Below are 23,746 nucleotides of genomic sequence, written 5' to 3'. Positions count from 1 at the left end.
ATTTGCGCAACATCGCCGTGAAGATCAGCAGACAGCAAATCGTAGCTTACGTCAGTGCCCTGAAACCGGGGAGCACCTCAACGCGCCATGACGCTGCATGAACAACAGGCATGGATGAGTTATTATCGCGCGCTGGGCGCACGGCTGGGCATTCGCGACATTCCGGACGATCTCGCGGGGTTTGCCGCGTTCAATGCCGAGGTCGAACAGCGCCGCATGCAGTTTGCCCCGAGCAACCGCGTCGTGGGTCAAGCCACGCTCGACCTGCTGCTCGGCTTCTACCTGCCGCGACGGCTGTTCGGACTCGGGCGGCCGGTGGCGCTGGCGCTGATGGATGCGCCGCTGCTCGCCGCGATGGGCCTGCCCGAGCCGCCGCCGCCCGCAACTGGTCACGGCGCGGCGGCGCGCGAGCTATCCTGCGGGCTACGAGATCGCCGGTCTCGGGGTTTGGCCCTCGAGGGCCAATCGGAGCCTGTCCTGCGGGGCGAACGGGACCATGGCAAGGGAGCGGAAGCTGACGAGCCGCTAGAGGTCGGGACGCGCGGCCGTGGCCGGCGCGGCGTCGGGAGCTTCGAGCGTGTCTGCGAGGTAACGCGTGATCTTGTCGACGGCCCGGGTGAGACCGTCGAGTTCGGACTCATCGAGAAGTTCGGTGAATACCCTCTGGCGGTCGAGCAGACCCGGCTCGAAGGTGGCGAGTGCTGCCTGCCCCTCGGGGGACAGGCGCAACAGCCTTTTACGGCGGTTCGCGGGATCGGGCTGCTGCTCGAGCAGCCCCTGCTGCAGAAGATCCGATACAGACCGGCTGATCTGCGCACGGTCGATGACCATCAGCCGGCTCAGATCCGCCGCCGTGGTTTCCTTGAAGATACCGAGAACCATGAGGATGCGGTAGGAGGTCAGGCTGGTGTCATGCACGGCCAGCTGGCGCGCGGCATGGGTATCGAGCAGCTTGGACAGGCGGCTGATGCGAAACGACAGGCGCTGCTCGAGCTCGGTCAGGGCCCGAAGCCGTTCGGCCATGCGCCGCGGATCGTTCATCATCGCCATCTGGCCGCTCCACCCCCGCCGCTCCGGGCCGCCGACATCCCGGGTCCGACCCTAGCAAGCCGCCGCGGGGCCGTCCATCTGGGGAGAAGCCGTTGCCATGCCATGCCTTCCGCCGGTGCCGGAAACGGCCAAACGAAAGCCCCGGCCGCATCCTGCGGCCGGGGCTTTTCCGGATTCCCGATTTGACAGATGTCAGACCATTTCCTGATCGCGCGCCATCATCGCCGCCTGAGTGCGGTTCTTGGCGCCCATCTTGCGGCACAGCGTCTTGACGTGCAGCTTGACCGTCACCTCCTGGATGTCGTGGTCGAGCGCGATCTCCTTATTGGACTTGCCCTTGGAGATGCCTTCGAGAACTTGTCGCTCGCGCGGGGTAAGGTGCGACACCGCCGGGTTGTCGGCCTCCTTGGCAGTCATGAAATCGACGGGCACATAAGTTTCGCCCATCACCATGAACTTCACCGCGTTGGTCATCGAGCGGGCCGACATGGTCTTGGGAAGGAACCCCGCGGCTCCGGCGGCCAACGCCTCTTCGGCGACGTTCTTGTCGGCGCTGCCGGAGATCAGGCCACCGGGTTGCCACCGCTGGCCTCCAGCGCCGCGCGCAGGCCCTCGAGCCCTTTCATCCCGGGCATCCGGTAGTCGAGCAGCACCAGTTCGAACGGGCCGTTCCCGGTGATCTGTGCCATCGCCTCGTCGAAGCTCGCGCTCTGCGTGGCCTTCATGCCGCAATCGCGCTCAAGGTAGGCGGCCATCATCTCGCGCACCAGGTCATGGTCGTCTGCGATCAGGATACGCATGATCCGTCCTCTCGTGTCGTTGCGGTCCGGCGGTCCGGTATCCCGCGCCAAGGTGGTCCCAAGTCAGGGTAGCAGAAGAGATAAGCTGCGAAACGGGCGAATCCGAGGCCATCCTACATAATTCCGCGTCCAAACCCGTCCAATCCGGGGCATTGTCGCCACGTTCACGCCATCGCGGCACCACAAGGATTCGTAAAATGCTTCTTGATGACGCATGTTGAACGCGTCGTCGTAGAGGATCTGGAAAGGAGCCGACATGCAGATGGTCTACGCTGGCGCCATCGTCGGGCTGACCTTCACGGGGCTGGCGCTGGTCGGGTGGAACATGCCGATGTTTTCGAACGCCGAGCACGAAGCGACGGTGACCGAGGTGCCGCGACCCGCGGCGGCGGGGTCGTCGGCGACCGAACCGGGCGTGCTCCGGATCGGCCGGGGCGACGAGGGCGCGGTGAGGTTCGACCTGCAGGATCTCGATGCGCTGCCGCAGCTCGTGTTCGAGACAGGCACGATCTGGACCGATGGCGTGTCTACATTTTCAGGCGTGCCGGTGGCGGCGCTGCTCGAGAAAGCGGGATTGGAAAAGACGCTGGAACAACCCGATGCGACGTTGGAGCTGATTGCGCTCAACGATTACCGGGTGCGCATTCCGATGGACGAGATCGGCCCGGAACTGCCGATCATCGCAACGCGGATCGACGGCAAAACCGTACCGGTCCGTGACAAGGGGCCTTACTGGCTGGTTTACCCCTATGATTCCGATCCGCGGTTCCGGACCGAGGACGTCTATGCGCGCAGCATCTGGCAACTGGCGAAGATGGTCGTGATAGAGTGAGCGGGAGACGCATGTGAGCGGTTCGGGAGCGTTCCGGCGCGAGCGCTGGCAAATGAACGCACGCACCGGCCTTGGCGTGGCCGCGGCGATCGTCCTGACGGCGGTGCTGTCGCTCGGATGGATGTTGGGACGTCAGATCCGCGAGCTTGAAGGCGCGGGCATCGACAACACCCAGTGGACGCTCGCGCAGCTCGAACTCGAGACCGCAATCTTCGCGCGCGACGTGATCGGCGTGGCGCAGGAGGCGCAGGAAAACGCCGACCGGCTGCGGTTGCGCTTCGAAATCCTGATCAGCCGCCTCGGTCTGGTGCGCAGCGGCAAGATCGGCCGCTCGCTGGTCGAATATCCCGGTGTCCCCGCATTGCTGGAGCAGATCGACGATTACGTGGCACGGGTCGACGCGCTCTTCGCGCAGGAACTGAGCGAAGCCGATCTCGTGCGGATCTATCGCGAAACCCTCGCGGTGCAACCGATGATGCGCGAGCTGTCGCTCGACGGGCTCGACATCCTTGCCGAGATTGCGGAGGTCTATCGCCACCGGGTGCGCCAACAGGCCGAGCTGACGGCGCTGTCGGGAGGGTTGCTGCTGATCCTTCTAGGGGCACTGCTGCGGCTGATCGACGTGCAGCGCCGCCGTGTGCTCGAGCGGGATCGGGTGCTGTCGCGCACGGCGGAGCGGCTGAACTCGGTGATCGGCTCCTCGCTCGACGCGATCGTTCTGGCCGATCACGACGGCATCATCACCGATTTCAACCCGGCCGCCGAGGAGATCTTCGGCTGGCGCAAGGAGGAAATCCAAGGCAGTTCGGTGATCGACACCATCGTGCCGATCGCGCGCCGCGAGAACTTTGCCCAACGGATCAAGGATTTTCTGCGTACGGGGCAGGGGGAGCTGATCGGGGCCGGGCGGGTCGAGCTTGCCGCACGCCGTCGCGATGGCGAAGTGTTTCCCATCGAAGCCGTCCTGACCAGCGTCGAGGGTCCGAAAGGACCGGTCTTCATCGGGTATCTGCGCGATATCACCGATCTCAAGGCTGCTCAGGCGCGACTGATCGCGGCGCGCGACACCGCCGAGCGGGCCGACCGCGCCAAATCGCGCTTCCTGTCGGTGATGAGCCACGAGATGCGCACCCCGCTCAATGGCATCATGGGCGTGCTCGACCTTCTCGAGACATCGTCGCTGGCGCCCGAACAGCGCCGCCAGATCGGCGTGGCGCTGGCTTCGGCCGAGATCCTGCTGCAGCTGGTCAATGAATCGCTCGACATCACCCGTATTGAGACCGGCGAGGAGACGATCGAAGCGCAACCCTTCGCGCCGGGGCCGATGCTGCAGCGCCTCTTGTCGGTGCTGCGACCGCTCGCCGCGGAAAAGGACCTGCCGCTCGACTTGGAAGCCGAGGAGGCGGATCTTGGCCTGTGGTACGAGGGCGATCCGAACCGCGTGGCGCAGATCATCACCAACCTCATCGGCAACGCGATCAAATTCACCGAACAGGGCCTGATCGAGGTGACACTGGGGTTGGAGCCCGACCGCATCGAGATTGCCGTGCGCGACACCGGCATCGGCATCGCGTCCGAGGATATCGAACGCGTCTTTGCCGAATTCGTGACCCGCGCCCGTCCGGAGGGACGCCAAGGCCGCAGCGACGGGCTCGGCCTCGCTATCTCACGGCGCCTCGCGCGGCTGATGGGCGGCGACATCACCGTGTGCAGCACGCTCGGAAGGGGCAGCACCTTCCAACTTACCCTGCCGCTGCACCGGGTGCCGCCGCCGCTCGAAATGCCGGTGCCCGAGCTGATCGCCCCTGCGTCGGGAGCGGCCCGCCTGTCGGTACTGGTGATCGAGGACAACGCCGTCAACCGCATGGTATTGCGCGGCATGTTGCACCAGTTCGGCCACGAGGTGACCGAGGCCCAGAACGGCGCCAAGGGGCTTGAGCGGCTGCGCGAGCAGAGATACGACGTCGTGCTGATGGATTTCGAGATGCCGGTGATGGGAGGCATCGACGCGACCCGCGAGATCCGCGACGGTCTGCCGGCCGACCGGCAATCGCCGATCATTGGCCTGACCGCGCATGGCTCCGCCGAGGCGCGCGCCGCCGGGCTCGCGGCGGGCATGAACGAGGTCTATGCCAAGCCGTTGCGGCTGCCGGTGCTGCGTCGCTTGCTTGCCGCCTTTGAAACCGTGCCGACCGCCGCCACCCCCGATATTGCGTCTGCACCCCCCGCAGAGTTCGTGATCGAGGCCGCTACATCGTCGAGCGCCCAGGCGGCATTGTTCGATATCGACGATTTCGACGATATGGCCGAGATGCTGGGGGCCGAACATCTGGTTCGCGCGCTCGACGCCTTTGAGGCGGATTGGCGTGACTGCCTGCCGCGGTTGACGGGCGACAAGCCTGCCGAAGAGGGCGTGGTCGCCGTGGCGCACAAGTTGCGCGGGGGGGCGGCGATGCTCGGCCTGACCGGTCCGGTCGAGACACTGGGCGAAATGGAAACCCGCGCCCCGACGCTTTATTCCAACGAAGAGGTTGCGGTTCTGCGCCTGCAGATCGAGCGGTCCATCGCCGCGGCCCGGCAGCGGGTCGAAACGTTAGAGCCGAGCGGGGCGGAGGCCTGACCTCCACCCCGCCCGACAATCGACCGGATCAGCCTTGAATGCGCGCCGCCATCAACGCGATGGCCTTCTGGTAGACGCCCGCCGCGTTCCATTCCTGGATCACCGCGAAGTTGGGCTGCCCCTCCTGATAGCCCGCGCCCGGCTGCCAGCCCTTTTGGCGCAGGAAATTGGCGGTCGAGGCCATCGCATCGCTCAGATCAGTGAGATCGACCCGGCCATTGCCGTCGCCATCGACGCCATAGCGCAGGATATTGCCCGGCAGGAACTGGGTATGGCCCAACTCGCCATGCATCGCTCCGGTTGAGCCGGGCGACACCGCGCCGCGATCGACAAGCATCAGCGCCGCCAGCGCGTGCTGCGAGAAGAACTCGGACCGGCGGCAGTCATAGGCCAGCGTCGAGATCGCCGAGAGCACGTTGCTGTCGCCCATGAAGCCGCCAAATCCCGTCTCCATGCCATGGATCGCGATCAGCACGCTTGCCGGTACGCCATACTGGCTCTCGAGGCTCTGCCAGAAACCGGGATTGGAGGCGAGCTTCTTGCGACCTTGGGCGACGATGGTGTCGGCGCCGCGCACCTGCAGGAACTTGTCAAGCGAATAGTTGAAGCTCTTTTGATTGCGGTCGGCATTGATGGTGCGCTGGGCATAGCTGGTCTGGGCCAGCGCGTTCAGCCCGGCCTGTCCGACACCCTGCGCGGCGGCCTCGGCGGCGAATTCCTGTTTCCAGCGTTCGAAGCCGGGGGCGTCGTTGCCGCAGGTGGCGGCGGCAGCCGAGCCCGCGCCGAGCCCGAGCGCAAGGAGGGTGGAAAGCACGTGTCGCAATGGATAACTCCCATGACATGGATGGCGGCCCTATCAGAGGGCCGGTTTGCGAATGGACCTAGCACGGGTCCGTGCAGCGACAACGCCAAAGCCGGGAGGGATCATGCGTGCCAGTCTCGTGGGGGTGATCCTCGCCCTGATGCTCATCGTGGCCTTCATGGCCGGGCGCCAGACCTCGACGCCGCCCGCCGCGCCGCCGGCCGGGACCCTGTCGGTTTCGGCCGAGGCTGCATCGGCGGAGGCGCGCACCATCGCGGTATTCCGCGCCGCGCGCGACAGCGTCGTGGCGATCACCACATCGACACGGATCGTCGATCCTTCACCCGCCGCGCGGGCGAGACGCCGCTCGGCTCCGGCTCGGGGTTCGTGTGGGACGAGGCGGGCCATGTCGTCACCAATGATCACGTGATCCGGGAGGCGAGCCGCGCCACTGTGCAGCTCGCCGACGGACGGTCGCTGCCCGCCCGCGTGGTGGGACGTGACCCCGGCCATGATCTGGCGGTGCTGCGCATCGAAGGGCGTGATCTGCCGGCCCCCTTGCCGCGCCCCGAGGCGGGCGAGGGCGCGCTTCAGGTCGGGCAATCGGTGCTCGCGATCGGCAATCCCTTCGGGCTGGACTGGACCCTCACCACCGGCATCGTCTCGGCGCTCGATCGCGAGTTGCCGGGCGAGGCGGGGCGCATGATCCGGGGCCTGATCCAGACGGACGCCGCGATCAATCCGGGCAATTCCGGTGGCCCGCTGCTCGATGCGCGCGGCCGTCTCGTGGGGGTGAATACGGCGATCTATTCGCCTTCGGGCGCAAGCGCGGGGATCGGCTTCGCGGTGCCGGTGGCGGTGGCGGCACGAGTGGTGCCGCAGCTCATCGAGACCGGGCGCTACGCGCCGCCGAGCCTCGGTCTGGGGTTCGACGCGCGGATCAATGCCGCCGTCAATCGGCAGGGGCTGACGGGGGCGCTGGTGCTGGAGGTCGCGCCGGGGTCGCAGGCGGAGGCTGCCGGGATCGTCCCGGCGCGGCTGGCGCGCGGCGTCTTGCTGCCGGGCGACGTGATCAGAGCGCTAGATGGTGAGGCGGTGGAGGGGCTCGACGACCTGCTGGCCCGGATCGACCGCCGCCGCGCGGGCGAGGAGGTCACGCTCAGCCTCGAACGCGACGGTCGCCGCCGCGAGGTGACGCTGACGCTGAGATCCGGCTGACGCTGAGAGCCGGCCGCTAGGCGCGCCCGCGCTCGCGGCGAGGCCCGCCCCAGATGCCGCCCAGCGCTGCGGCGAACAGCCCGGCCAGGGCCATCGTGCCAAGCACCGGATCGCCAAGGCCCGCCGGAGCGGCCCCGACAAGCTCCGGCACCACTTGTTGCAGCGTTTCGGGGGCAAAGATGGCGGCGGCCGTGACGATCACGAGCAACAGCGCCCAGACGGCGACACCGTGCAAGGCCGCGATGCGGCGGCGTGCGGTTCCCGCGAGCGTGGCAGCGCTCCACCCCGCCCCGATCAGCGCGGGCAGCGGCAACAGCATGGGCCAGAGACCTCCCGGCGCGGGCAGGGCCCCGGCCACGCCACGCCACAGAAGCAACAGCGGCACCATCAACGCCACGCCGATCAGCCCGCCGACCAGCACCGCGCCCCAGGACAGGCCGTCGCCATGCGACACCGGCTCCGCCCCGATCAGGCTGCCGCGCGTGGTGGGGATCTTTCGGAGGGTCTGGCTCATCATGCGCTCCTGTGCTGCGGTCTCACACTAGCGCGATCCGCTCGGGGTCGATCCAGTCCCTTTCAACCGCAGCCGGGAGATTTTTCGCTTAAGCGCTTCGCTTGCCAGCGAAACGCGTCTGCCAATCCTCGCGCTCCTCGTCGGTGATCTTGCGGAAGGTCACGTCGGGCACGCTGAAGCCATGGCCCACCGGCAGGGTGGTGAGCGCCTGCGCCACGTCGCCGGGCCAGGCGTCGTCATCGCTGCGCATTGCCTCCATCAGCTGCGCGCTGGCGTCAGGAATGAAGGGCGCCGAAAGCACCGCATAGAGCCGGATCAGGTTGAGCGCGAGGCGGATCTGCATCGCCGCCGCCTCTGGGTCGGTCTTGAAGCTCGCCCAAGGCGCCGCGTCCTGCAGGTATTCGTTGCCGGCAACCCAGATCGCTCGCAGCTCGGCCGCGGCCTTGCGCACCTCGATCGCGTCCATGTGGCCCTCATAGGCGCGCACCCGGCGTTCGAGATCGGCGATGAGCTGCTCCTCTCGCGCCCCATAGGCCCCGCCCGCAGGCACCTCCTCGCCGAACTTGGAGCGGCAGAACTTGGTGACTCGGCTGACGAAGTTGCCGAGAACGTCGGCGAGATCCTTGTTCACCGACTGCTGGAAATTCTCCCAAGTGAACTCGGCGTCGGAGCTTTCGGGCGCGTGGGACAGAAGCCACCAGCGCCAGTAATCGGCGGGCAGCACCTCCAGCGCCTGATCCATGAACACGCCGCGCCCGCGTGAGGTCGAGAATTGCCCGCCATCATAGTTCAGGTAGTTGAACGACTTGATGTAATCGACGAGCTTCCACGGCTCGCCCGAGCCGAAGATGGTCGCCGGGAAGGAAAGCGTGTGGAACGGCACGTTGTCCTTGCCCATGAACTGGGTATAGCGCACGTCGTCGGCGCCGCGGTCGGTGCGCCACCAGCGCTCCCAATCCGCGCCCTTGCCGGCATCGACCCATTCCTGCGCGCAGGCGATGTATTCGATCGGCGCGTCGAACCAGACGTAGAAGACCTTGCCCTCCATGCCGGGCCACTCATTCTCGCCCTTCTTGACCGGGATGCCCCAGTCGAGGTCGCGGGTGATGCCACGATCCTGCAGCCCGTCGCCGTCATTGAGCCACTTCTTGGCGATCGAGGTGGTCAGGATCGGCCAGTCGGTCTTGCCGTCGATCCACTCCGACAACTGGCCGCGCATGCCGCTCTGTTTGAGGTAGAGATGCTTGGTCTCGCGCGGCTCCAGATCGGTGGAGCCCGAGATCACCGAGCGCGGATTGATCAGGTCCACCGGGTCGAGCTGCTTGGTGCAGTTGTCGCACTGGTCGCCGCGCGCGCTTTCGAATCCGCAATTGGGGCAGGTGCCCTCGATGTAGCGATCGGGCAGGTACCGGCCGTCGGCCTTTGAATAGATCTGGGTCTCGATCCGCTCTTCGATCAGCCCGGCCTCGTCGAGACGGGCGGCGAAGGCTTGGGTCAGACGATGGTTCTGCGGGCTGGAGGAGCGACCGAAATGGTCGAAGGAGAGCCGGAAGCCACGCGCGATCTCGGCCTGCGTCTCGTGCATCTCGGCGCAGAATTCGGCCACCGGCTTGCCGGCTTGGGCGGCGGCCAGCTCGGCCGGGGTGCCGTGTTCGTCGGTGGCGCACAGGAACAACACCTCGTGACCGCGCCCGCGCTGGTAGCGCGCGAAGAGATCGGCGGGAAGCTGACTGCCCACCAGATTGCCCAGATGCTTGATCCCGTTGATGTAGGGGATGGCCGAGGTGATGAGATGCCGTGCCATGCTGCTGGTGTCCTTCGCTGCGTCCGCTCCCCCTGTAGCGATCCCGTCCACGCAAGGCCAGTGGGGCGCGCACCGCCCCGGGAACAGTGGGGCGCGACGGCTTGCCGTCGGGCGCGCGCAGCCCTACCTCTGCGCCTCGCAGACCGGACGGATGAGACCGGCACGAGGACAGGAAGGCCCCGAACATGAAGAAGATCCCCCTTGGTCGCAGCGGTATCGAGGTCAGCGAATGGTGTCTCGGCACCATGACCTATGGCAGCCAGACCCCCGAGGACGACGCGCACCGCCAGCTCGACATGGCGCTCGATGCGGGAATCGATTTCCTCGACGCCGCCGAGATGTATCCCGTGAACCCGGTCAAGGCCGAGACCGTGGGCCGCACCGAGGAGTTCATCGGCAATTGGATCGAAAAGAGCGGCAAGCGCGACGCCTACAGGATCGCCACCAAGGCCGCCGGTCCCAACCCCGGCTGGGCCCGTGACGGCAAGGGTTATGACGGCGGCAACATCCGCGAGATCGTCGAAGGCTCGCTCAAGCGCCTGAAGACCGACGTGATCGACCTCTATCAGCTGCACTGGCCCGAGCGCGGCTCGTATCACTTCCGCCAGTACTGGAGCTTCGACCCTTCGGGTCAGGATCCCGAGCGCACCCGCGATCACATGGACGGTGTCCTTGCCACGCTCAAGGATATGGTCGCCGAGGGCAAGATCCGCGCCTTCGGCCTGTCGAACGAGAGCGCATGGGGCACCACCCGCTGGATCGACCGCGCCGAGGCGCAGGGCGGCCCCCGCGTGGCCTCGATCCAGAACGAATACTCGCTGCTGTCGCGGCTTTATGACACCGACATGGCCGAGATGGCGGTGAACGAGGATGTGCTGCTGCTGGCCTATTCGCCGCTGGCCTGCGGCTATCTCACCGGCAAGTATCAGGACGGCATCCCCGAGGCTCGCGCCTTGCGATCAACGGCGATCTGGGCGGGCGCAAGACCGACCGGGTGATCCGGGCCACACAGGCCTATCTCGACATCGCCGATCGCCACGGCCTCGACCCGGTGCACATGGCGCTGGCGTGGCAGCGCACGCGGCCCTTCGCGGTTTGCCCGATCTTCGGCGCGACCAATGTCGATCAGCTCGAGCGCATCCTCGCGGGACGCGACGTGGTGGTGTCGGACGAGGTGGTGGCCGAGATCAATGCGGCGCACAAGCAGCACCCGATGCCCTATTGAGCCGATGACGGAGCCCGTGCGAGGCTCGGGCTCCGTTTGCTCGCCGATCCACACACCGATCCCTCCGCCGTTTCACTGGCCGACCCGCGCCGTGATCCGGCGGCCCCCCGCACCGACAGGAGACCGCCGTGATCCTCGCCCTATCATTGCGGCTTCGCCGCCCCGCGCCGAGACGGGTGCTCGCGGCGCTTTTGATGCTCGCGGCCTGCGGTGCGGCCGAGCCGCCTGTTCCTGCGGCGCAGGCCCTTGTGTCCCGTGCGGTTGGCGCGCCGATCGCCTCGAGCCTGCGCGGCACAGCCCCCGACCTCAACGGCGACTGGATCGTCGCCTCGGCTATCCTGGCGGTCCGGTGAGCCCCGGTGACCGGGTGACGCTCAAGCTCGATGCCTCCGGCAGCGGTGTGGCGCGGATCGTGGGGGCGGGCGAGGCGCGCCTGCGCGCAGTGACATCCGAGGGCCGGGGCCGCTTCGAGATCGGCGGTCAGCCCTGGTGGCTCCTGTGGACCGACGATGATTTTCGCACCGCGGTGATCGGCGCGCCGGACGGGGCCTATGGCTGGGTCATGAACCGGCCCGGTCAGGCCGGGGCCGACCGCAACCGCGCGGCGGTCGAAATGCTCGATTTCAACGGCTACGACACGGGCGCGCTTTCTACCGCGACGGGGGGCTGAGCGATGGCGGTCACGGGGGCGAGGACGGCGGCCATCATCGGCGGCGGGGTGATCGGCGGCGGCTGGGCCGCGCGGTTCGCACTGATGGGGTGGAACGTTCGCATCCACGATACCGACCCGGATGCCGCGCGCAAGATCGGCGCTGTCATCAAGCGCGCCCGCGCTGCGATGCCGGGCCTGTGGGACGTCGCCCTGCCCGACGAGGGCAAGGTGAGCTTTCACGACGACCTTGCCGAGACGGTGTCGGGGGCGGAGTGGATTCAGGAGAGCGTGCCCGAGCGGCTCGATCTCAAGCACGAGATCTACGCAGCGATCCAAGCGGCCTGCACCGAGACCGCGATCATCGGCTCATCGACCTCGGGGTTTCGCCCTTCGGAGCTGTCGGAGGGGGCCGCACGGCCGGGCCAGATCATCGTCGCGCACCCGTTCAACCCGGTCTACCTGCTGCCCCTCGTCGAGATCGTTACCGGCCCCGGCACCGGCGACGCGCGGATCGAACGGATCCGCACCACCCTGCGCGACATCGGGAGCCACCCGCTGTTTCTGCGCCGCGAGATCGACGCGCATATCGCCGACCGGCTCCTCGAGGCGGTCTGGCGCGAGGCGCTGTGGCTGGTCTCGGACGGCGTGGCAGACACCGCCGAGATCGACGACGCGATCCGCTACGGCTTTGGCCTGCGCTGGGCGCAGATGGGGCTGTTCGAGACCTACCGCATCGCCGGGGGCGAGGCGGGGATGCGGCAGTTCCTTACCCAGTTCGGCCCAGCGCTGAAATGGCCGTGGAGCAAGCTCACGGATGTACCCGATCTCACCGACGAGCTGGTCGAGACCATCGCCAGCCAGTCCGAGGCCCAGTCTGGCGCGTATTCCATCGCCGATCTGGAGCGCATTCGCGATGCCAATCTCGTATCGATCCTGCGCGGGCTCAAGGCGCGCGACTGGGGCGCGGGGCGTCTCTTGAACGCCGCCGACCGTCGTGTCGGCGGCGCGCCCAAGGGCCTCGATGCGATGTCGCTCACGGGACCGCTCCCCACGGGGGCGCGCGCCGTGCCGCTCGACTGGAGCGACCACAACGGCCACATGACCGAACACCGCTACCTGCAGGCCTTCGGCGATGCGACCGACCGGTTTCTCGCGCTGATCGGCTGCGATGCCGACTATATCGCCCGCGGCCAAAGCTTCTTTACCGCCGAGACCCATATCCGGCATCTTTCGGAGGTCCGGGCCGGGGCGCGGATCACGCTCGACACGCAGCTTTTGCTGGCCGAGGGGCGCCGCGTGCGGATTTTTCATCGGATGTGGGCCGACTCGCGGCTGGTGGCGACGGCCGAGCACATGCTGGTACATGTCGATCTCGAAAGCCGCCGCGCCGCTGCACCACCGCCCGATCTTCGGGATCGTCTGGCCCGCATCGCCAAGGCGCATGCGCATCTGCCGCAGCCTGAGGGCGCAGGGCCGCGATCGGACGACCGATCACGCGCAAAGGCGCGCAGGAGGCGGACGAGCCGGAGTAGGGCGATCTTCAGGGCCGGATGTCCGCCTCCATGGTGCCTTGAAAGAACGGCATCGGACGGGCCGGGTCGGGATCGTCCAGACGCGCCCGCACCTCGCGCAGCGCCAGCTGCGTGATCCGCGGCAGGTCGAGCGCCTCGCTCTGTGCCAGCGGCACCCAATGCAGATGTGCCAGCTCATCCTCAGCGCGGTCGAAATCGTCGGGATCACTGGCGAGGTGGTCGGCGCGGGCCAGAAAGAACCGCGCGTCGAAGCGGCGCGGTTGCCCCGGCGGCGTCACGGCGCGAAACACCGGCACGAGAGCGGCGGCATCGGGACGGTGACCGGTGCGGGCGAAACCGCGCCAGCCCGGCGGCGCGTCGGGCCAGTGGGCGGGACGCCCGAGAATCTGGCCGGTCTCTTCCCAAAGCTCGCGGATCGCGCAGGCAGAAAGCGGGGCCGCCAACTCTCCTAAACGCGCGGCATGGGCCGGCTCGAGCGGGGCCGCGAAGCCCACGGTGGCATCCACCGGGTCGAGCGCACCACCCGGAAACACGTATTTCGACGGCATGAAGGCCGCACGCGCGCCGCGCCGACCCATCAGCACCGATGGGCCATCGGGCGTCTCGCGCAGCAGCACCACCGTCGCCGCGTCGCGGATCGGCACGGGGCCGGGCATCAATGCGCCTTGCCGAAGCCATGCATGCGTCGCGCCCACTGGATACCGACGACCACACCCTTGAGCCGGGGCAGAAGATAGAGCGACAGCGCCACGGCGCCTACGGTCAGCACTGTCGCCATGACCAGAGGGTCGGGGCGAAAGCGCGTGAAACCCACATGGATCACCGGGGCCAACAGGTGCCCCACGATCAGGATGGTCAGATAGGCCGGGCCGTCATCGGCGCGGTGATGGCGCAGCTCCTCGCGGCAGACCGGGCAGCGGTCGACCACCTTGAGATAGCCTTGGAACAGCCCGCCCTCGCCGCAGTTCGGGCACCGCCTGCGAAAGCCGCGCAGCATCGCGGGCCGCGTCGGGCGATCCTCGGTCTCGGCGTCTGGCTGGTGGACGGGCTCGCTCATCCGGGGCTCCTCGGGTGGTGGCGTCTGCCCTCCACATGCGCGCTCCGGGATGATTTTGAAAGACCGGGCATCCGGGTTGCGGCGCGATGCCGCGCGTGGGCGGGGCGCACCGTTCTTCGCAAGGCGGCCCGCCGCGCCATGCGCGACGGGCCTGTGGCCGGAGCGTGAGTGGAAGCTCCGACCGTCCCTTCGAAGGATTACTCGACCGCGGGCAGCAGCACGCCGTCGATCACGTGGATCACGCCGTTCGACTGCTTCACGTCGGCGACGGTCACATTGGCGGTGCGGTCCTGGCCATCGGTGATCATGATGGTTCCGTCTTCGCCTTCGGAGACGGTGAAGGTGCAGCCGCCGACGGTCTCGACTTCGTGCATGCCGCCATCATCCTTGATCATGCCGGAGATCGCGTCCGACATCGCATTGGCCGCGACGACGTGGCAGGTCAGGATCTCGGTCAGGCGATCCTTGTTCTCAGGCTTGAGCAGGTCCTCGACAGCGCCTTCGGGCAGGGCGGCGAAGGCGTCGTTGGTCGGTGCGAAGACGGTGAAAGGGCCTTCACCCGAGAGCGTCTCGACCAGATCGGCGGCCTGCACGGCAGCGACGAGCGTGGTGTGATCAGCCGAGTTCACGGCGTTCTCGACGATGTTCTTCTCGGGGAACATGGCGGCGCCGCCGACCATCGGGTTGCCGGTTTCGGCATGGGTCTCGGCCAGCGCGATGGTGGAGGTGAGGGCGATGGCGGTGCCGGCGAAGAGGGCCTTGAAAGTCATGATGTCGTCTCCCTGACATGTCCGGGGGCGATCATGCCCCTCGTGATGCCAGCAGACACGGCGGCCTCGGAGGCTCAGTTGCAGGCTGTGACATCACGGTTTCGTGATGCCTTGTTCGTCGAGCCAGTCGGGCAGCGCGCCGATGTGGTCCAGCACCAGATCGGCATGCGGCGCCAGTGAGTCCCGCGCCGCGAGGCCAGTCAGCACGGCGATCGCGGTCATCCCGGCGGCCCTGGCGGCGTGCAGGTCGTGCAGGCTGTCGCCGATCATCGCACAGGCTGCCGGTGCAAGGCCAAAGGCCGCGGCACAGGCGACGAGCTGGCCCGGAGCCGGCTTGGCGCCATGACCGCTATCGGCCCCCGCGACGAAGCCAAAGCGCGCGGAGAGTCCCGAGGCGTGCAGATGCGCGCGTGCCGGTGCTTCGGAATCGTTGGTCACGAGGCCGAGCGCCAGACGGCGCGCCGCGAGATCGGCGAAGAGCGGGCCAAGTGGCACGGCGGGCACCTGCGGCGCCTTAGCCGACCGCGCGTTCATCCGCGCGATCAGTGCCGCACGATCGCCGCCGGGCAGCAGGGGCAGCATCCGGTCGGCGATCTCGCCCGCGGTCGCGGCGATGACGATGCTGTCGGGCGAAAACCGACCCGCGGCCATGTCATAGCCCAATGCCTCGGCGATCCGCCGTGCGAGCGCCGCGTCGCCTCCGGCTTCGGCTTCGATCAACCCGCGCGACCAACCGCCCCATGTGGCGTGAAAGTCGAACAGCGTGCCGTCCTTGTCGAAGATCAGCGCCGCCGGTCTCACGTCCAGTGCATCCGCGCCGGACCCGCGAGCACCAGCATGGCGGTGTGCGGCTCGTCATAGGCATATCCGGCGGTATCGCAAAAGGCGGTGACCCAAGCGTCGTCATTGGTAAGGAACTCAAGCACCGAGGCCTGGAACCCCGGCTCGGCCGCGCGCGCGCGCAGATCTTCGGCGGCGGCCCCCGTCGCTCCGAGAAACACTGGCCACAGCTCGTCATCGGCGGCCAGCCATCCCAATGCGCCCAGCGCGATCACCTCGGCACGTTCCCGCTTCATCATCGTCTCCCCAAAGCCCTGCGAAAGCATTTGTTAACCATTCCTGACGACCCTGAGAACCGGGAGAGGGCGCAATCCCGATGATGGGTTCGATGATGGGCCCGATGATGGGGCAGCGATCGCGTGAGCGGATCGTCGGCCTGACCGGGCAGCATGGCCCGAACAAGGACACATTCATGTCGGGTCGTATCCTCATCGTCGATCGAATCGCAACGGAAAGAGCGCTTCAGGAGAGCGCCCTCATCGCCGTGGGGTTCGACTGTCTGCATTGCGACGGTTTCGAAGACGCGTTGGCGCGGCTGCCCGATCCGTCGATCGACCTGCTCTTCGTGCCCACCGCGCCGGGCGTTCAGACGGATTTCGACGCGACCCTCACCTTTCTGAAGAGGCTGCGCGCCGTTCCGAACGGTGTACGCCTGCCGGTCGTGGTGGCGGGACGCTGGCCTGCCGGGGGGGAACGGCTCGCGCTTCTGCTCGGCGGGGCCGACGAGGTGGTGGTGGCGCCGGTTTCGACCACGTTGCTGCAGGCGCGGATCCGCAACCTCTTGCGCGCGCGCGACACAGAGGACGAGCTGTCGCGCCGCGAGGCCACGCATCAGGCCTTGGGGTTTTCCGAAGCGGCGGCGACCTTTGCGCCGCGCCAGCGCATTGCGGTGATCTCGCCCGAGGCAGAACGGGGGATGACGGCCTATCGGGGCCTGCCGGAGCCGTTGCGCCGGATCGCGCCGCAAGACTCTTTCACGGAGGCCGGGCATGAGGAGGATCTCTTCGTGATCGACGGGGCCGGTCTCTGTCGGGCGGGGCATCCCGCGCGCGAACTCTACCGCATCGTGGCCGAATTGCGCAGCCGCTCGGCCACCCGCCGCGCCGCGCAGCTGGTGCTGATCCCCGAGACGAGCCGCGAGGCGGCGATGCTGCTCGATCTGGGCGCGGACGACATCGTGCCCGCCTCGGTCGAAACCGACGAGATCGCCTACCGTGCCCGTCGCCTGCTGCGCCGCAAGTCGCTTGCCGATCGGCTGCGCGCGACCGAGAGGCACGGCCTCGAAGCGGCGCTGACCGATCCGCTGACGGGGTTGTGGAACCGGCGCTACGCGCGGCCCCACCTGATCAGGCTGATCACCGAGGCGCGGTCGCGGTCGCGGCCGATCGCAGTAATGCTGCTCGACATCGACCTGTTCAAGGCAGTCAACGACCGCCATGGCCACGCTGCCGGCGACGAGGTGCTGGCGCAGGTCGCGCGGCGGCTCCGCGACGGGTTGCGACCGGCCGATCTTCTGGCGCGGATCGGCGGTGAGGAGTTTCTCGTGGCGATGCCCGACACCAGCCTCGAGCAGGCGCGCATCGCGGCGGACCGGCTGCGCCGCCGCATCCGCGACGCGCCGTTCCGCGTGGCGCCCGAGGTGTCGTGCCGCATCACCGTGTCGGTCGGCGTGGCGATGGGCCCGGGCCGCCCCGACCCCGAACAGGAGGCCGAGGCGTTGATGCGCCGCGCCGACGAGGCGCTCTACGCGGCCAAGGAGACCGGTCGCAACCGCGTCACGGTCAGCCTGAGCGCGGCCTAGCCAAGGCACTCCTCCAACGTCACGGCCAGACCTTCGATCAGCGCCGGGTAAAGATCCGGTCCCGGGGTGAGCATCAGGCCGTCGGGATCGGTCGGAGCGGTCGCGGCCGAACTGTCTTCGCGCAGCAGCGCCACCAGATCGGCGGGCGTTTCGGGATCGCTGAGCACGCAGACGATGCCGCCGATCTCGACCTTGTCGCGCAGCTCCGCAATCCGGGCGGGTCCCGGCGCCGAAGCGTCCGATAGCGCCAGAGCACCCGATGCAGGCACGTCGAAGCGGCGCTCGAAATACTGGTAGGCGTCGTGCGGCACCAGATAGGGCCGCCCCGACAGCGGGGCGAGCCGCGCCGCGATCCGCTCCGACATCGCCGTATCCGCTTCGATCGCGACCGTCGCGTTCTCGCGGTAGGTCCCGGCATTCTCGGGGTCGGTCTCGGCCAGCGTCTCGGCCAGCCGCTCCATCCATGAGGCAGCCACTACCGGGTCGAGCCAAGCGTGCGGGTCGGCTTGGGCCGCGTCCAACGCGTCATGGCCGTGCCCGTGGTCGTACCCTTCCCCTTCCCCTTCCCCTTCCTCTTCCTCCGTCTCGAAGGCCGGATCCTGGCGCAGTGGCAGCCGCTCCCAGCCCTCCAACTCCAGCACCGCGAGCGCTTCGGCCTCGGGGGCCAGCGCTGCGAGGCTGTCGGAGAACCAAGGCAGGAAGGCGGGGCCGGTCCAGACAACAAGGTCCGCTTGCGACAATCGCCGGGCATCCGACGGGCGCAGTGCCACATCATGCGGAGATCCACCCGGCGGCAGCAGCAGCTCGGGCGTGCCCACGCCGTCCATCACCCGTGCCACGAGGCTATGCAGCGGCGCGGTGTCGACGACGACCCGAAGCGGCTCGGCCAAGGCCGGTGCAGCCAGACACGTGAAGCAAGCAGCGAAAGAGACGGTAGAACGCATGGAGACCTCTTGAGCATTTCAGATTTGGAAGTTAGGTGCTATGTTATAACGTCACGATAGGTCAAGACCCGACCAGTAGCTTCGAGGAGACCGCCATGGCCGAACCCGGCTTTGCCTGCGGCGACCATGCCGCCTGCATCCGCAGTGCGATCACCGCCGCCGAGGCGGGATGCGCCGCGTCCGGCGCGCGGCTGACGCCGTTGCGCCGTCGCGTGCTTGAAATCCTGCTCGAAGGCCATGCGGCGATGGGGGCTTATGACGTTCTGGCACGGCTCGACGCCGAAGGCATGGGTTCCAAGCCGCCCGTGGCCTATCGCGCGCTCGGGTTTCTCGTGGATCAGGGGTTGGTGCATCGGATCGAACGGCTCTCGGCCTACGTCGCGTGCGCCCGTCCGGGCATGGCCCATGCGCCGGGCTTCCTGATCTGCCGCGGCTGCGGCGCGGTGGCGGAAACACAAGGTGCCGAAGGGCTGTCGCGCCCGGCGGCAGAGGCCGGTTTCGTGATCGAGCAGACGGTGATCGAGGCCGAGGGGCTCTGCCCGGCCTGCCAGGAGCGCGAGGCATGAGCGCGTTGATCGAGGCGCGGGGGCTGGAATTCGGTCCCAAGGGCGCACCGGTGCTGCGCGACGTGTCGCTGCGTGTCGAGGCGGGCGAGATCGTCACACTCGTGGGGCCGAACGGCTCGGGCAAGAGCACGCTTTTGCGGCTGGTCATCGGCGCTCTGGCGCCGCGGCGCGGCAGGGTGCGGCGCATGCGGGGGCTGCGCATCGGCTATGTGCCGCAAAGCCTCGTGCTCGACGCTTCCCTGCCGATCACCGTGCGCCGCTTTCTCGACCTGCCGCTGCGGGTCGGGGATGCCGAGGCCGAAGCGGCGCTCGATCAATCGGGCGCGGGCGGGCTCGGCGGGCGGCAGATGGCCGCGCTGTCGGGGGGGCAGTTCCAGCGGGTGCTGCTGGCCCGCGCGGTGCTGAACCGGCCGCAGCTTTTGATCCTCGACGAGCCGACGCAGGGTCTCGACCAGCCGGGGCAGGCCGCCTTCTATCGCCGGATCGAGGCGCTTCGGCGCGATATCGGCTGCGGCGTGTTGATGGTCAGCCACGAATTGCATGTGGTGATGTCGGCCTCGGACCGGGTGATCTGCCTCAATGGGCATATCTGCTGCGAGGGCACGCCGGCGGTCGTTTCCGCCGCCCCGGCCTATCGCGAGCTGTTCGGCACCGGGACGGGCGGCCAACTCGCGCTTTACCGTCACGAGCACGACCACGCCCATGAGGGTGGCGGCACCGCGCATCATCATCACCAACATCACGCCGAGGGCTGACATGCTCGACGATTTCCTGATCCGCGCGGGCCTCGCCGCGCTTGGCACCGCCTTGGCCGCGGGCCCGCTCGGCTGCTTCGTCGTCTGGCGGCGCATGGCTTATTTCGGCGATGCGACCAGCCACGCCGCGATCTTGGGCGTGGCGCTGGCGCTGGGGCAGGGGATGGCGGTGTTTCCGGGTGTTCTCGGCACCGCGATCGCCATGGCGATCGCGGTGCATGCGCTGGCGGGGCGGGGCCTTGCGCATGACACGGTGCTGGGCGTGCTGTCGCACGGGGCGCTGGCGGCCGGGCTTGTGGCCGTGGCACTTACCAGTGGAACACGGGTCAACCTCGAACTCTACCTGTTCGGCGATGTGCTGACCGTAACGCGCGGCGATCTGGCCTGGATCTGGGGCGGTGCGGCGCTGGTGGTGGGCGTTTTGGCCTGGCGGTGGCGCAAGTTGTTGACGGCGACGCTGTCGCCGGATCTGGCTCATGCCTCGGGAATCGCGCCGCGCCGCGAAGCACTGGTGCTGACCCTGCTCTTGGCGACCGTGGTGGCGGTGGCGATCAAGGTGGTGGGCGCGCTGCTGATCACCGCGCTTCTCGTGATTCCGGCAGCGGCGGCCCGGGGCGCCGCCCGCACGCCCGAGGCTATGGCGATGCTGGCACTGGGCATGGCGGCGGTTTCGGCGCTGGCGGGGCTTCAAGCGGCACTGTGGTTCGACACCCCCGTGGGACCTTCGATCGTCTGCGTCGCGGTGGCGCTCTTCGTTGGCAGCCTGCCGTTCAGGCTGCTCGGGGTCGCGCGCTGATGATTGCCCAGCGGCATCAGTAAAAATCGCCACGCCTTGCTCTTGCCTCAATTGGTTTGCGAACTAGCGCCAAATCGTTCGAGGAGAGCAGATGAGACGATCCCTGATGGTTGCGGCAGTCGCCGCGCTGCCTGCCCTTGGGCTTGTGCCCGGCTTCACCGGCCTTGCGGCCACCCCCGCTTCCGCCTCCGCAGGCTGCCTCCTGCCTGCGGAGGCCAGTGCAAGGGCGACGCGGATCGCCGCGGGTCTCAACGCCTTTCGCGCCTCGCAGGGCCTGCGCCGGGTGTCGCATGACCCCGAGCTGTCGCGCGCGGCGCAGGTACAGGCCTGCGATCTGGCGCGCAGCGGGGAGTTCGGCCATCGCGGCAGCGACGGCTCGAACCACCGGGTCCGCGTCGAGCGCACAGGCTACTGCGCCGGGGTCAGCGGCGAGAATCTTGCTTGGGGCTATCCCCGCGCGCAGCAGATCATCACCGGTTGGCAAGGCTCGCCCGGCCACCGCCAGGTAATGGCGCTCGATCGCGCGCAGGAGTTCGGCGTAGGCCTCGCGCAAGGGTCCAAGGGCCCGGTCTGGGTTCTGGTGATGGCACAGCCCTGCTGACGCCTCAGCCGGTGATCTCCAGCGGGATGGTCACCGGCCCGTCATTCACCAGTGCCACCTTCATGTCGGCGCCGAAGCGCCCGGTCTCGACCGGCACGCCCAAGGCCGACAGCTCTGCCGCCAGCGCCTCGTAGAGCCGCGCGCCGATCTCGGGCGCGGCGGCAGTCGAGAAACCGGGGCGGTTGCCCGTTCGCGTATCGGCGGCCAACGTGAACTGGCTCACCACCAGCGCCGCGCCGCCCGTGTCGAGAAGCGAGCGGTTCATCCGGCCGGCCTCGTCGCGAAAGATCCGCAACTTGGCGATCTTGGCGGCCATCCTGCTGGGCAGGGCATCGGTGTCGCCCTGTATTGCGCAGACCAGTACCAGAACACCCGGCCCCGCGCGCCCGATCACTGCGCCGTCGACGCTGACGCTGGCCTCCGAGACGCGCTGGACCAGAGCCTTCAAAGCTCGTCGGCCCAGGGCGGGTTGGCGCCGGCGCGGCTGACGGTGATGGCCGCGGCCTGCGCGCCGAGCGCCAGCGCGTCGCGGATCTGCGCTTCGGTCAGCGTGTCGATCGCCTCCTTGGTAAGCAGCCCAGCCCGGTGCAGGCTCACCAGACGCCGGCGTTGAAGGTGTCGCCCGCGCCGACCGTGTCGGCCACCTCGACCTTGGTGGAGGCGACGCTGACGGTGTGATCGTCGGTATAGCCGGTGGCGCCCTTGGAGCCTTCGGTGATGCAGACGAGGGCGGGGCCCTTGGCGAGCATCCGGCGTGCCAGATCGGCGGTGCTGCCCTCGCCCTCGAGCCAGTGCAGATCCTCGTCCGAGACCTTCACGATGTCGGCGCGCGCGATCATCCGCTCGATCCGGGCGCGGTAGGCGGTCTCGTCGCGGATGAAGCTGGGGCGAATGTTGGGGTCGATCATGGTGACGCGGGTCGCGCTCTCGCGCGTCTGCAGCGCCTCGTAGGCGGCGCCGCAAGGCTCGACCACGAGGGAGATACCGCCGAAGAACAGGGCCTCGGCGCCCGGTTCCGGCAGGTCGTCCTCCGACAGCATCCGTCCGGCGGTGTTCTCGTCATAGAAGCTGTAGCTGGCATGGCCGTCGGTGAGCTTCACGAAAGCCAGCGTCGTGGGCCGGTCAGAGATATGCGCCGGGAAGGTATCGACCTTGGAGGCTTCCAGCGTTTCACGCAGCAGGTCGCCGAACATGTCGGACGAAATGCCCGAAAAAAAGCCGACCGGCGCGCCAAGGCGGCCCATGGCGATGGCGGTGTTGAACACCGCGCCGCCGGCATAGGGCGCAAAGGCGGTCTCGCCGCTTTCGGTGCGACGGGGCAGCATGTCGATCAGGGCTTCGCCGCAGGCGAGGATCATCGGATTTCCTTCCGGAGTAGAGGCTGTCGGATCGGCGCGGACAATGCCGCCTGACGCGGGGTCGTGCAAGCGGGCTTACTGGTTGAGATAACCGAAATAGCCCAGAATCGCAGCCGCGATCAGGGCGGCGATCACCGCGAGGGCGATCTTCCACTTGGAATAGGGGCGCGCGCCCTGCACCTTGCCCGACCGCGCGTTGACCACGAAGGCGTAGCTTTGGCCCCGGTAGCGGTAGGCGGCGGTCCAGACCGGCAGCAGCACGTGCTTGAAGGTCACTCCGGACACGCGGGTGTCCAGCGTCTCGATCCGCTGCTGATCGCCCCCGATGTCGCGGCGCACGTCGCTCTGGATTACCTGCTCCATCACCGCACGCGCCTCGGTATAGGCGTCGTCGAGCTCGATCTGGTAGCCTTCGGCCATGAAGCCTGCGACATATTCGGGCCGGTAGGGCAGCAGGGCGGGCAGGTCCCACGGGCCGATCGCGTCGGTATGCGCCTTGGGCAGGGATTTCGAGCCGAGCACCAGCACGTCGTCGAAGAACCGCGCCACCCGGCCGCGCACGCGCCGCCAGCGGATGCGCGGCTCCTGCACCCGCACCTGTTTGCCATCGCGCATCACGGTGCGGGTGACGTAATAGGTGTCGCCGCGCTGGCCGCGATAATCGGTCTCGGTCTGGGCGTCGAAGGTCCAGAAGGGCACGTAGATGCCGTTCATCCGCCGCCCCTTGCGGGCATAGGCCTTGAGGCCGTTGGGCGCGAACCACAGGCTGCCGAGCCATGCGCTCAGCGCCTCGTGGGCGCGGCTCTCATCGATCTCGAAGGGCAGGAGCGCGCGCGGCTTGATATGGCGATGCGTGCCGGTGTCGGCCACCACGGCCGTGTCGCAATAGGGGCAGCGCGTGGCATGGGTGCCGCGCGCGAATTCCACCTGCGCGCCGCAATTGGGGCAGGAGGCGGTGCGCGTCTCCTCGATCTGCGACACCGGCACGTCACCGCGCCGGGCGCTTTCGAAGTCGATCTCGCGCGTGGCGTCGGGATCGCGCAGCGGCGCGATCGCCTCGCGGTGGCCGCAATGGCCGCAGGCCAGCTCCGTGGTGCCGGGCGCGAAATGCATGTCGCTGCCGCAGACCGGGCAGGGAAAGCGATGCTCCTCGACCACGCCGCCGGAAGGGGCGCGGGAGACGCTGGGAATGCCGGTCATGCGGACCTC

25 protein-coding genes and 3 pseudogenes are annotated in these 23,746 nt (G+C 68.1%); 13 read left to right on the top strand and 15 right to left on the bottom strand.

Annotated features, from left to right (window positions below; translation table 11 throughout):
• Nucleotides 1–51: 51 nt before the first annotated feature.
• From MBELCI_RS22435 to MBELCI_RS00980, 3 genes and pseudogenes are all read right to left on the bottom strand, one after another.
• A complete protein-coding gene (locus MBELCI_RS22435) occupies nucleotides 52–393 on the bottom strand; it encodes a hypothetical protein (RefSeq protein WP_045319521.1) in 342 nt (113 codons plus the stop codon).
• Between the two features lie 132 nt (nucleotides 394–525).
• Nucleotides 526–882 carry a MarR family transcriptional regulator gene (locus MBELCI_RS22430; RefSeq protein WP_369385333.1) on the bottom strand — a complete coding sequence of 119 codons (357 nt, stop codon included), beginning with the start codon at nucleotides 880–882 and terminating at the stop codon, nucleotides 526–528.
• A gap of 360 nt (nucleotides 883–1,242) precedes the next feature.
• A pseudogene (locus MBELCI_RS00980) lies at nucleotides 1,243–1,850 on the bottom strand (response regulator transcription factor).
• Nucleotides 1,851–2,106: 256 nt separating this feature from the next.
• On the opposite strand from MBELCI_RS00980, the gene MBELCI_RS00975 reads away from it, so the two are divergent.
• Together MBELCI_RS00975 and MBELCI_RS00970 are read left to right on the top strand one after the other, a co-directional pair.
• Nucleotides 2,107–2,682, top strand: a complete 576-nt coding sequence (locus MBELCI_RS00975) for a putative pterin-binding protein (RefSeq protein WP_021692258.1) — start codon at nucleotides 2,107–2,109, stop codon at nucleotides 2,680–2,682.
• 52 nt (nucleotides 2,683–2,734) lie between these two features.
• A complete protein-coding gene (locus MBELCI_RS00970; protein ID WP_021692257.1) occupies nucleotides 2,735–5,302 on the top strand; it encodes a PAS domain-containing hybrid sensor histidine kinase/response regulator in 2,568 nt (855 codons plus the stop codon).
• 28 nt (nucleotides 5,303–5,330) lie between these two features.
• Here MBELCI_RS00970 and MBELCI_RS00965 read toward each other — a convergent pair whose 3' ends face one another.
• Nucleotides 5,331–6,125, bottom strand: a complete 795-nt coding sequence (locus tag MBELCI_RS00965) for a lytic murein transglycosylase (protein ID WP_045319520.1) — start codon at nucleotides 6,123–6,125, stop codon at nucleotides 5,331–5,333.
• 103 nt (nucleotides 6,126–6,228) lie between these two features.
• On the opposite strand from MBELCI_RS00965, the gene MBELCI_RS21410 reads away from it, so the two are divergent.
• Nucleotides 6,229–6,534, top strand: a complete 306-nt coding sequence (locus tag MBELCI_RS21410; RefSeq protein ID WP_235047544.1) for a hypothetical protein — start codon at nucleotides 6,229–6,231, stop codon at nucleotides 6,532–6,534.
• Nucleotides 6,492–7,322 (top strand): S1C family serine protease, encoded by an 831-nt coding sequence (locus MBELCI_RS00960; RefSeq protein WP_235047543.1) that lies wholly within the window; start codon nucleotides 6,492–6,494, stop codon nucleotides 7,320–7,322. The genes MBELCI_RS21410 and MBELCI_RS00960 overlap by 43 nt, the downstream gene beginning before the upstream one ends.
• A 16-nt stretch (nucleotides 7,323–7,338) precedes the next feature.
• On the opposite strand, the gene MBELCI_RS00955 is transcribed toward MBELCI_RS00960, so the two are convergent.
• The gene (locus MBELCI_RS00955; protein WP_131505493.1) at nucleotides 7,339–7,836 is read right to left on the bottom strand and encodes a hypothetical protein; all 498 of its coding nucleotides are present in this window, start codon (nucleotides 7,834–7,836) and stop codon (nucleotides 7,339–7,341) included.
• Between the two features lie 88 nt (nucleotides 7,837–7,924).
• Nucleotides 7,925–9,640 (bottom strand): methionine--tRNA ligase, encoded by a 1,716-nt coding sequence (gene metG, locus MBELCI_RS00950; RefSeq protein WP_021692252.1) that lies wholly within the window; start codon nucleotides 9,638–9,640, stop codon nucleotides 7,925–7,927.
• A gap of 185 nt (nucleotides 9,641–9,825) precedes the next feature.
• On the opposite strand from metG, the pseudogene MBELCI_RS00945 reads away from it, so the two are divergent.
• The 4 genes and pseudogenes from MBELCI_RS00945 (at nucleotide 9,826) to MBELCI_RS00930 (ending at nucleotide 13,164) form a co-directional block, all read left to right on the top strand.
• Nucleotides 9,826–10,865, top strand: a pseudogene (locus MBELCI_RS00945) (aldo/keto reductase).
• A gap of 128 nt (nucleotides 10,866–10,993) precedes the next feature.
• The gene (locus tag MBELCI_RS21405; RefSeq protein ID WP_021692250.1) at nucleotides 10,994–11,218 is read left to right on the top strand and encodes a hypothetical protein; all 225 of its coding nucleotides are present in this window, start codon (nucleotides 10,994–10,996) and stop codon (nucleotides 11,216–11,218) included.
• Nucleotides 11,215–11,535 carry a lipocalin family protein gene (locus MBELCI_RS21400; RefSeq protein ID WP_021692249.1) on the top strand — a complete coding sequence of 107 codons (321 nt, stop codon included), beginning with the start codon at nucleotides 11,215–11,217 and terminating at the stop codon, nucleotides 11,533–11,535. The genes MBELCI_RS21405 and MBELCI_RS21400 overlap by 4 nt, the downstream gene beginning before the upstream one ends.
• A 3-nt stretch (nucleotides 11,536–11,538) precedes the next feature.
• Entirely contained in the window at nucleotides 11,539–13,164 is a 1,626-nt protein-coding gene (locus MBELCI_RS00930) for a carnitine 3-dehydrogenase (RefSeq protein ID WP_021692248.1), read from the top strand.
• Here MBELCI_RS00930 and MBELCI_RS00925 read toward each other — a convergent pair.
• From MBELCI_RS00925 to MBELCI_RS00905, 5 genes are all read right to left on the bottom strand, one after another.
• On the bottom strand, nucleotides 13,058–13,705 hold the full coding sequence (locus MBELCI_RS00925; protein ID WP_045319519.1) for an NUDIX hydrolase: 648 nt from the start codon (nucleotides 13,703–13,705) through the stop codon (nucleotides 13,058–13,060). The genes MBELCI_RS00930 and MBELCI_RS00925 overlap by 107 nt on opposite strands.
• Nucleotides 13,705–14,106 (bottom strand): DUF983 domain-containing protein, encoded by a 402-nt coding sequence (locus MBELCI_RS00920; protein ID WP_021692247.1) that lies wholly within the window; start codon nucleotides 14,104–14,106, stop codon nucleotides 13,705–13,707. The genes MBELCI_RS00925 and MBELCI_RS00920 overlap by 1 nt, the downstream gene beginning before the upstream one ends.
• 197 nt (nucleotides 14,107–14,303) lie before the next feature.
• Nucleotides 14,304–14,876 carry a fasciclin domain-containing protein gene (locus MBELCI_RS00915; protein WP_021692246.1) on the bottom strand — a complete coding sequence of 191 codons (573 nt, stop codon included), beginning with the start codon at nucleotides 14,874–14,876 and terminating at the stop codon, nucleotides 14,304–14,306.
• 93 nt (nucleotides 14,877–14,969) lie between these two features.
• A complete protein-coding gene (locus MBELCI_RS00910) occupies nucleotides 14,970–15,677 on the bottom strand; it encodes an HAD family hydrolase (protein WP_021692245.1) in 708 nt (235 codons plus the stop codon).
• A complete protein-coding gene (locus MBELCI_RS00905; protein ID WP_045319538.1) occupies nucleotides 15,674–15,952 on the bottom strand; it encodes a DUF3572 domain-containing protein in 279 nt (92 codons plus the stop codon). The genes MBELCI_RS00910 and MBELCI_RS00905 overlap by 4 nt, the downstream gene beginning before the upstream one ends.
• Before the next feature lie 176 nt (nucleotides 15,953–16,128).
• On the opposite strand from MBELCI_RS00905, the gene MBELCI_RS00900 reads away from it, so the two are divergent.
• Nucleotides 16,129–17,517, top strand: coding sequence for a diguanylate cyclase (locus tag MBELCI_RS00900; protein WP_045319537.1), 1,389 nt, complete (start codon nucleotides 16,129–16,131; stop codon nucleotides 17,515–17,517).
• On the opposite strand, the gene MBELCI_RS00895 is transcribed toward MBELCI_RS00900, so the two are convergent.
• A complete protein-coding gene (locus tag MBELCI_RS00895) occupies nucleotides 17,514–18,407 on the bottom strand; it encodes a zinc ABC transporter substrate-binding protein (protein ID WP_235047542.1) in 894 nt (297 codons plus the stop codon). The genes MBELCI_RS00900 and MBELCI_RS00895 overlap by 4 nt on opposite strands.
• 149 nt (nucleotides 18,408–18,556) lie before the next feature.
• Here MBELCI_RS00895 and MBELCI_RS00890 point away from each other — a divergent pair, with 149 nt between their 5' ends.
• From MBELCI_RS00890 to MBELCI_RS00875, 4 genes are all read left to right on the top strand, one after another.
• Nucleotides 18,557–19,027 carry a transcriptional repressor gene (locus MBELCI_RS00890; RefSeq protein WP_021692241.1) on the top strand — a complete coding sequence of 157 codons (471 nt, stop codon included), beginning with the start codon at nucleotides 18,557–18,559 and terminating at the stop codon, nucleotides 19,025–19,027.
• Nucleotides 19,024–19,782: an ATP-binding cassette domain-containing protein gene (locus MBELCI_RS00885; protein WP_021692240.1), complete on the top strand. Its 759-nt coding sequence runs from the start codon at nucleotides 19,024–19,026 to the stop codon at nucleotides 19,780–19,782. The genes MBELCI_RS00890 and MBELCI_RS00885 overlap by 4 nt, the downstream gene beginning before the upstream one ends.
• Before the next feature lies 1 nt (nucleotide 19,783).
• Complete coding sequence (locus MBELCI_RS00880) at nucleotides 19,784–20,578, top strand: metal ABC transporter permease (protein WP_021692239.1); 795 nt, start codon at nucleotides 19,784–19,786, stop codon at nucleotides 20,576–20,578.
• A 91-nt stretch (nucleotides 20,579–20,669) separates the two neighbouring features.
• Nucleotides 20,670–21,179, top strand: coding sequence for a CAP domain-containing protein (locus MBELCI_RS00875; RefSeq protein ID WP_235047541.1), 510 nt, complete (start codon nucleotides 20,670–20,672; stop codon nucleotides 21,177–21,179).
• Between the two features lie 4 nt (nucleotides 21,180–21,183).
• Here MBELCI_RS00875 and dtd read toward each other — a convergent pair whose 3' ends face one another.
• The 3 genes and pseudogenes from dtd to MBELCI_RS00860 all read right to left on the bottom strand — a co-directional run bounded on the left by dtd (nucleotide 21,184) and on the right by MBELCI_RS00860 (nucleotide 23,737).
• A complete protein-coding gene (gene dtd / locus MBELCI_RS00870; protein ID WP_021692237.1) occupies nucleotides 21,184–21,627 on the bottom strand; it encodes a D-aminoacyl-tRNA deacylase in 444 nt (147 codons plus the stop codon).
• Nucleotides 21,624–22,537, bottom strand: a pseudogene (locus MBELCI_RS00865) (carbohydrate kinase family protein). The gene dtd and the pseudogene MBELCI_RS00865 overlap by 4 nt, the downstream one beginning before the upstream one ends.
• Before the next feature lie 75 nt (nucleotides 22,538–22,612).
• On the bottom strand, nucleotides 22,613–23,737 hold the full coding sequence (locus MBELCI_RS00860; protein ID WP_021692235.1) for a TFIIB-type zinc ribbon-containing protein: 1,125 nt from the start codon (nucleotides 23,735–23,737) through the stop codon (nucleotides 22,613–22,615).
• Nucleotides 23,738–23,746 lie beyond the last annotated feature (9 nt).

The organism is Limimaricola cinnabarinus LL-001, assembly GCF_000466965.1.
Lineage (GTDB): Bacteria > Pseudomonadota > Alphaproteobacteria > Rhodobacterales > Rhodobacteraceae > Limimaricola > Limimaricola cinnabarinus.
Note: the sequence above shows the minus strand (reverse complement) of the source record. Positions and strands in the feature narration are given on the sequence as shown.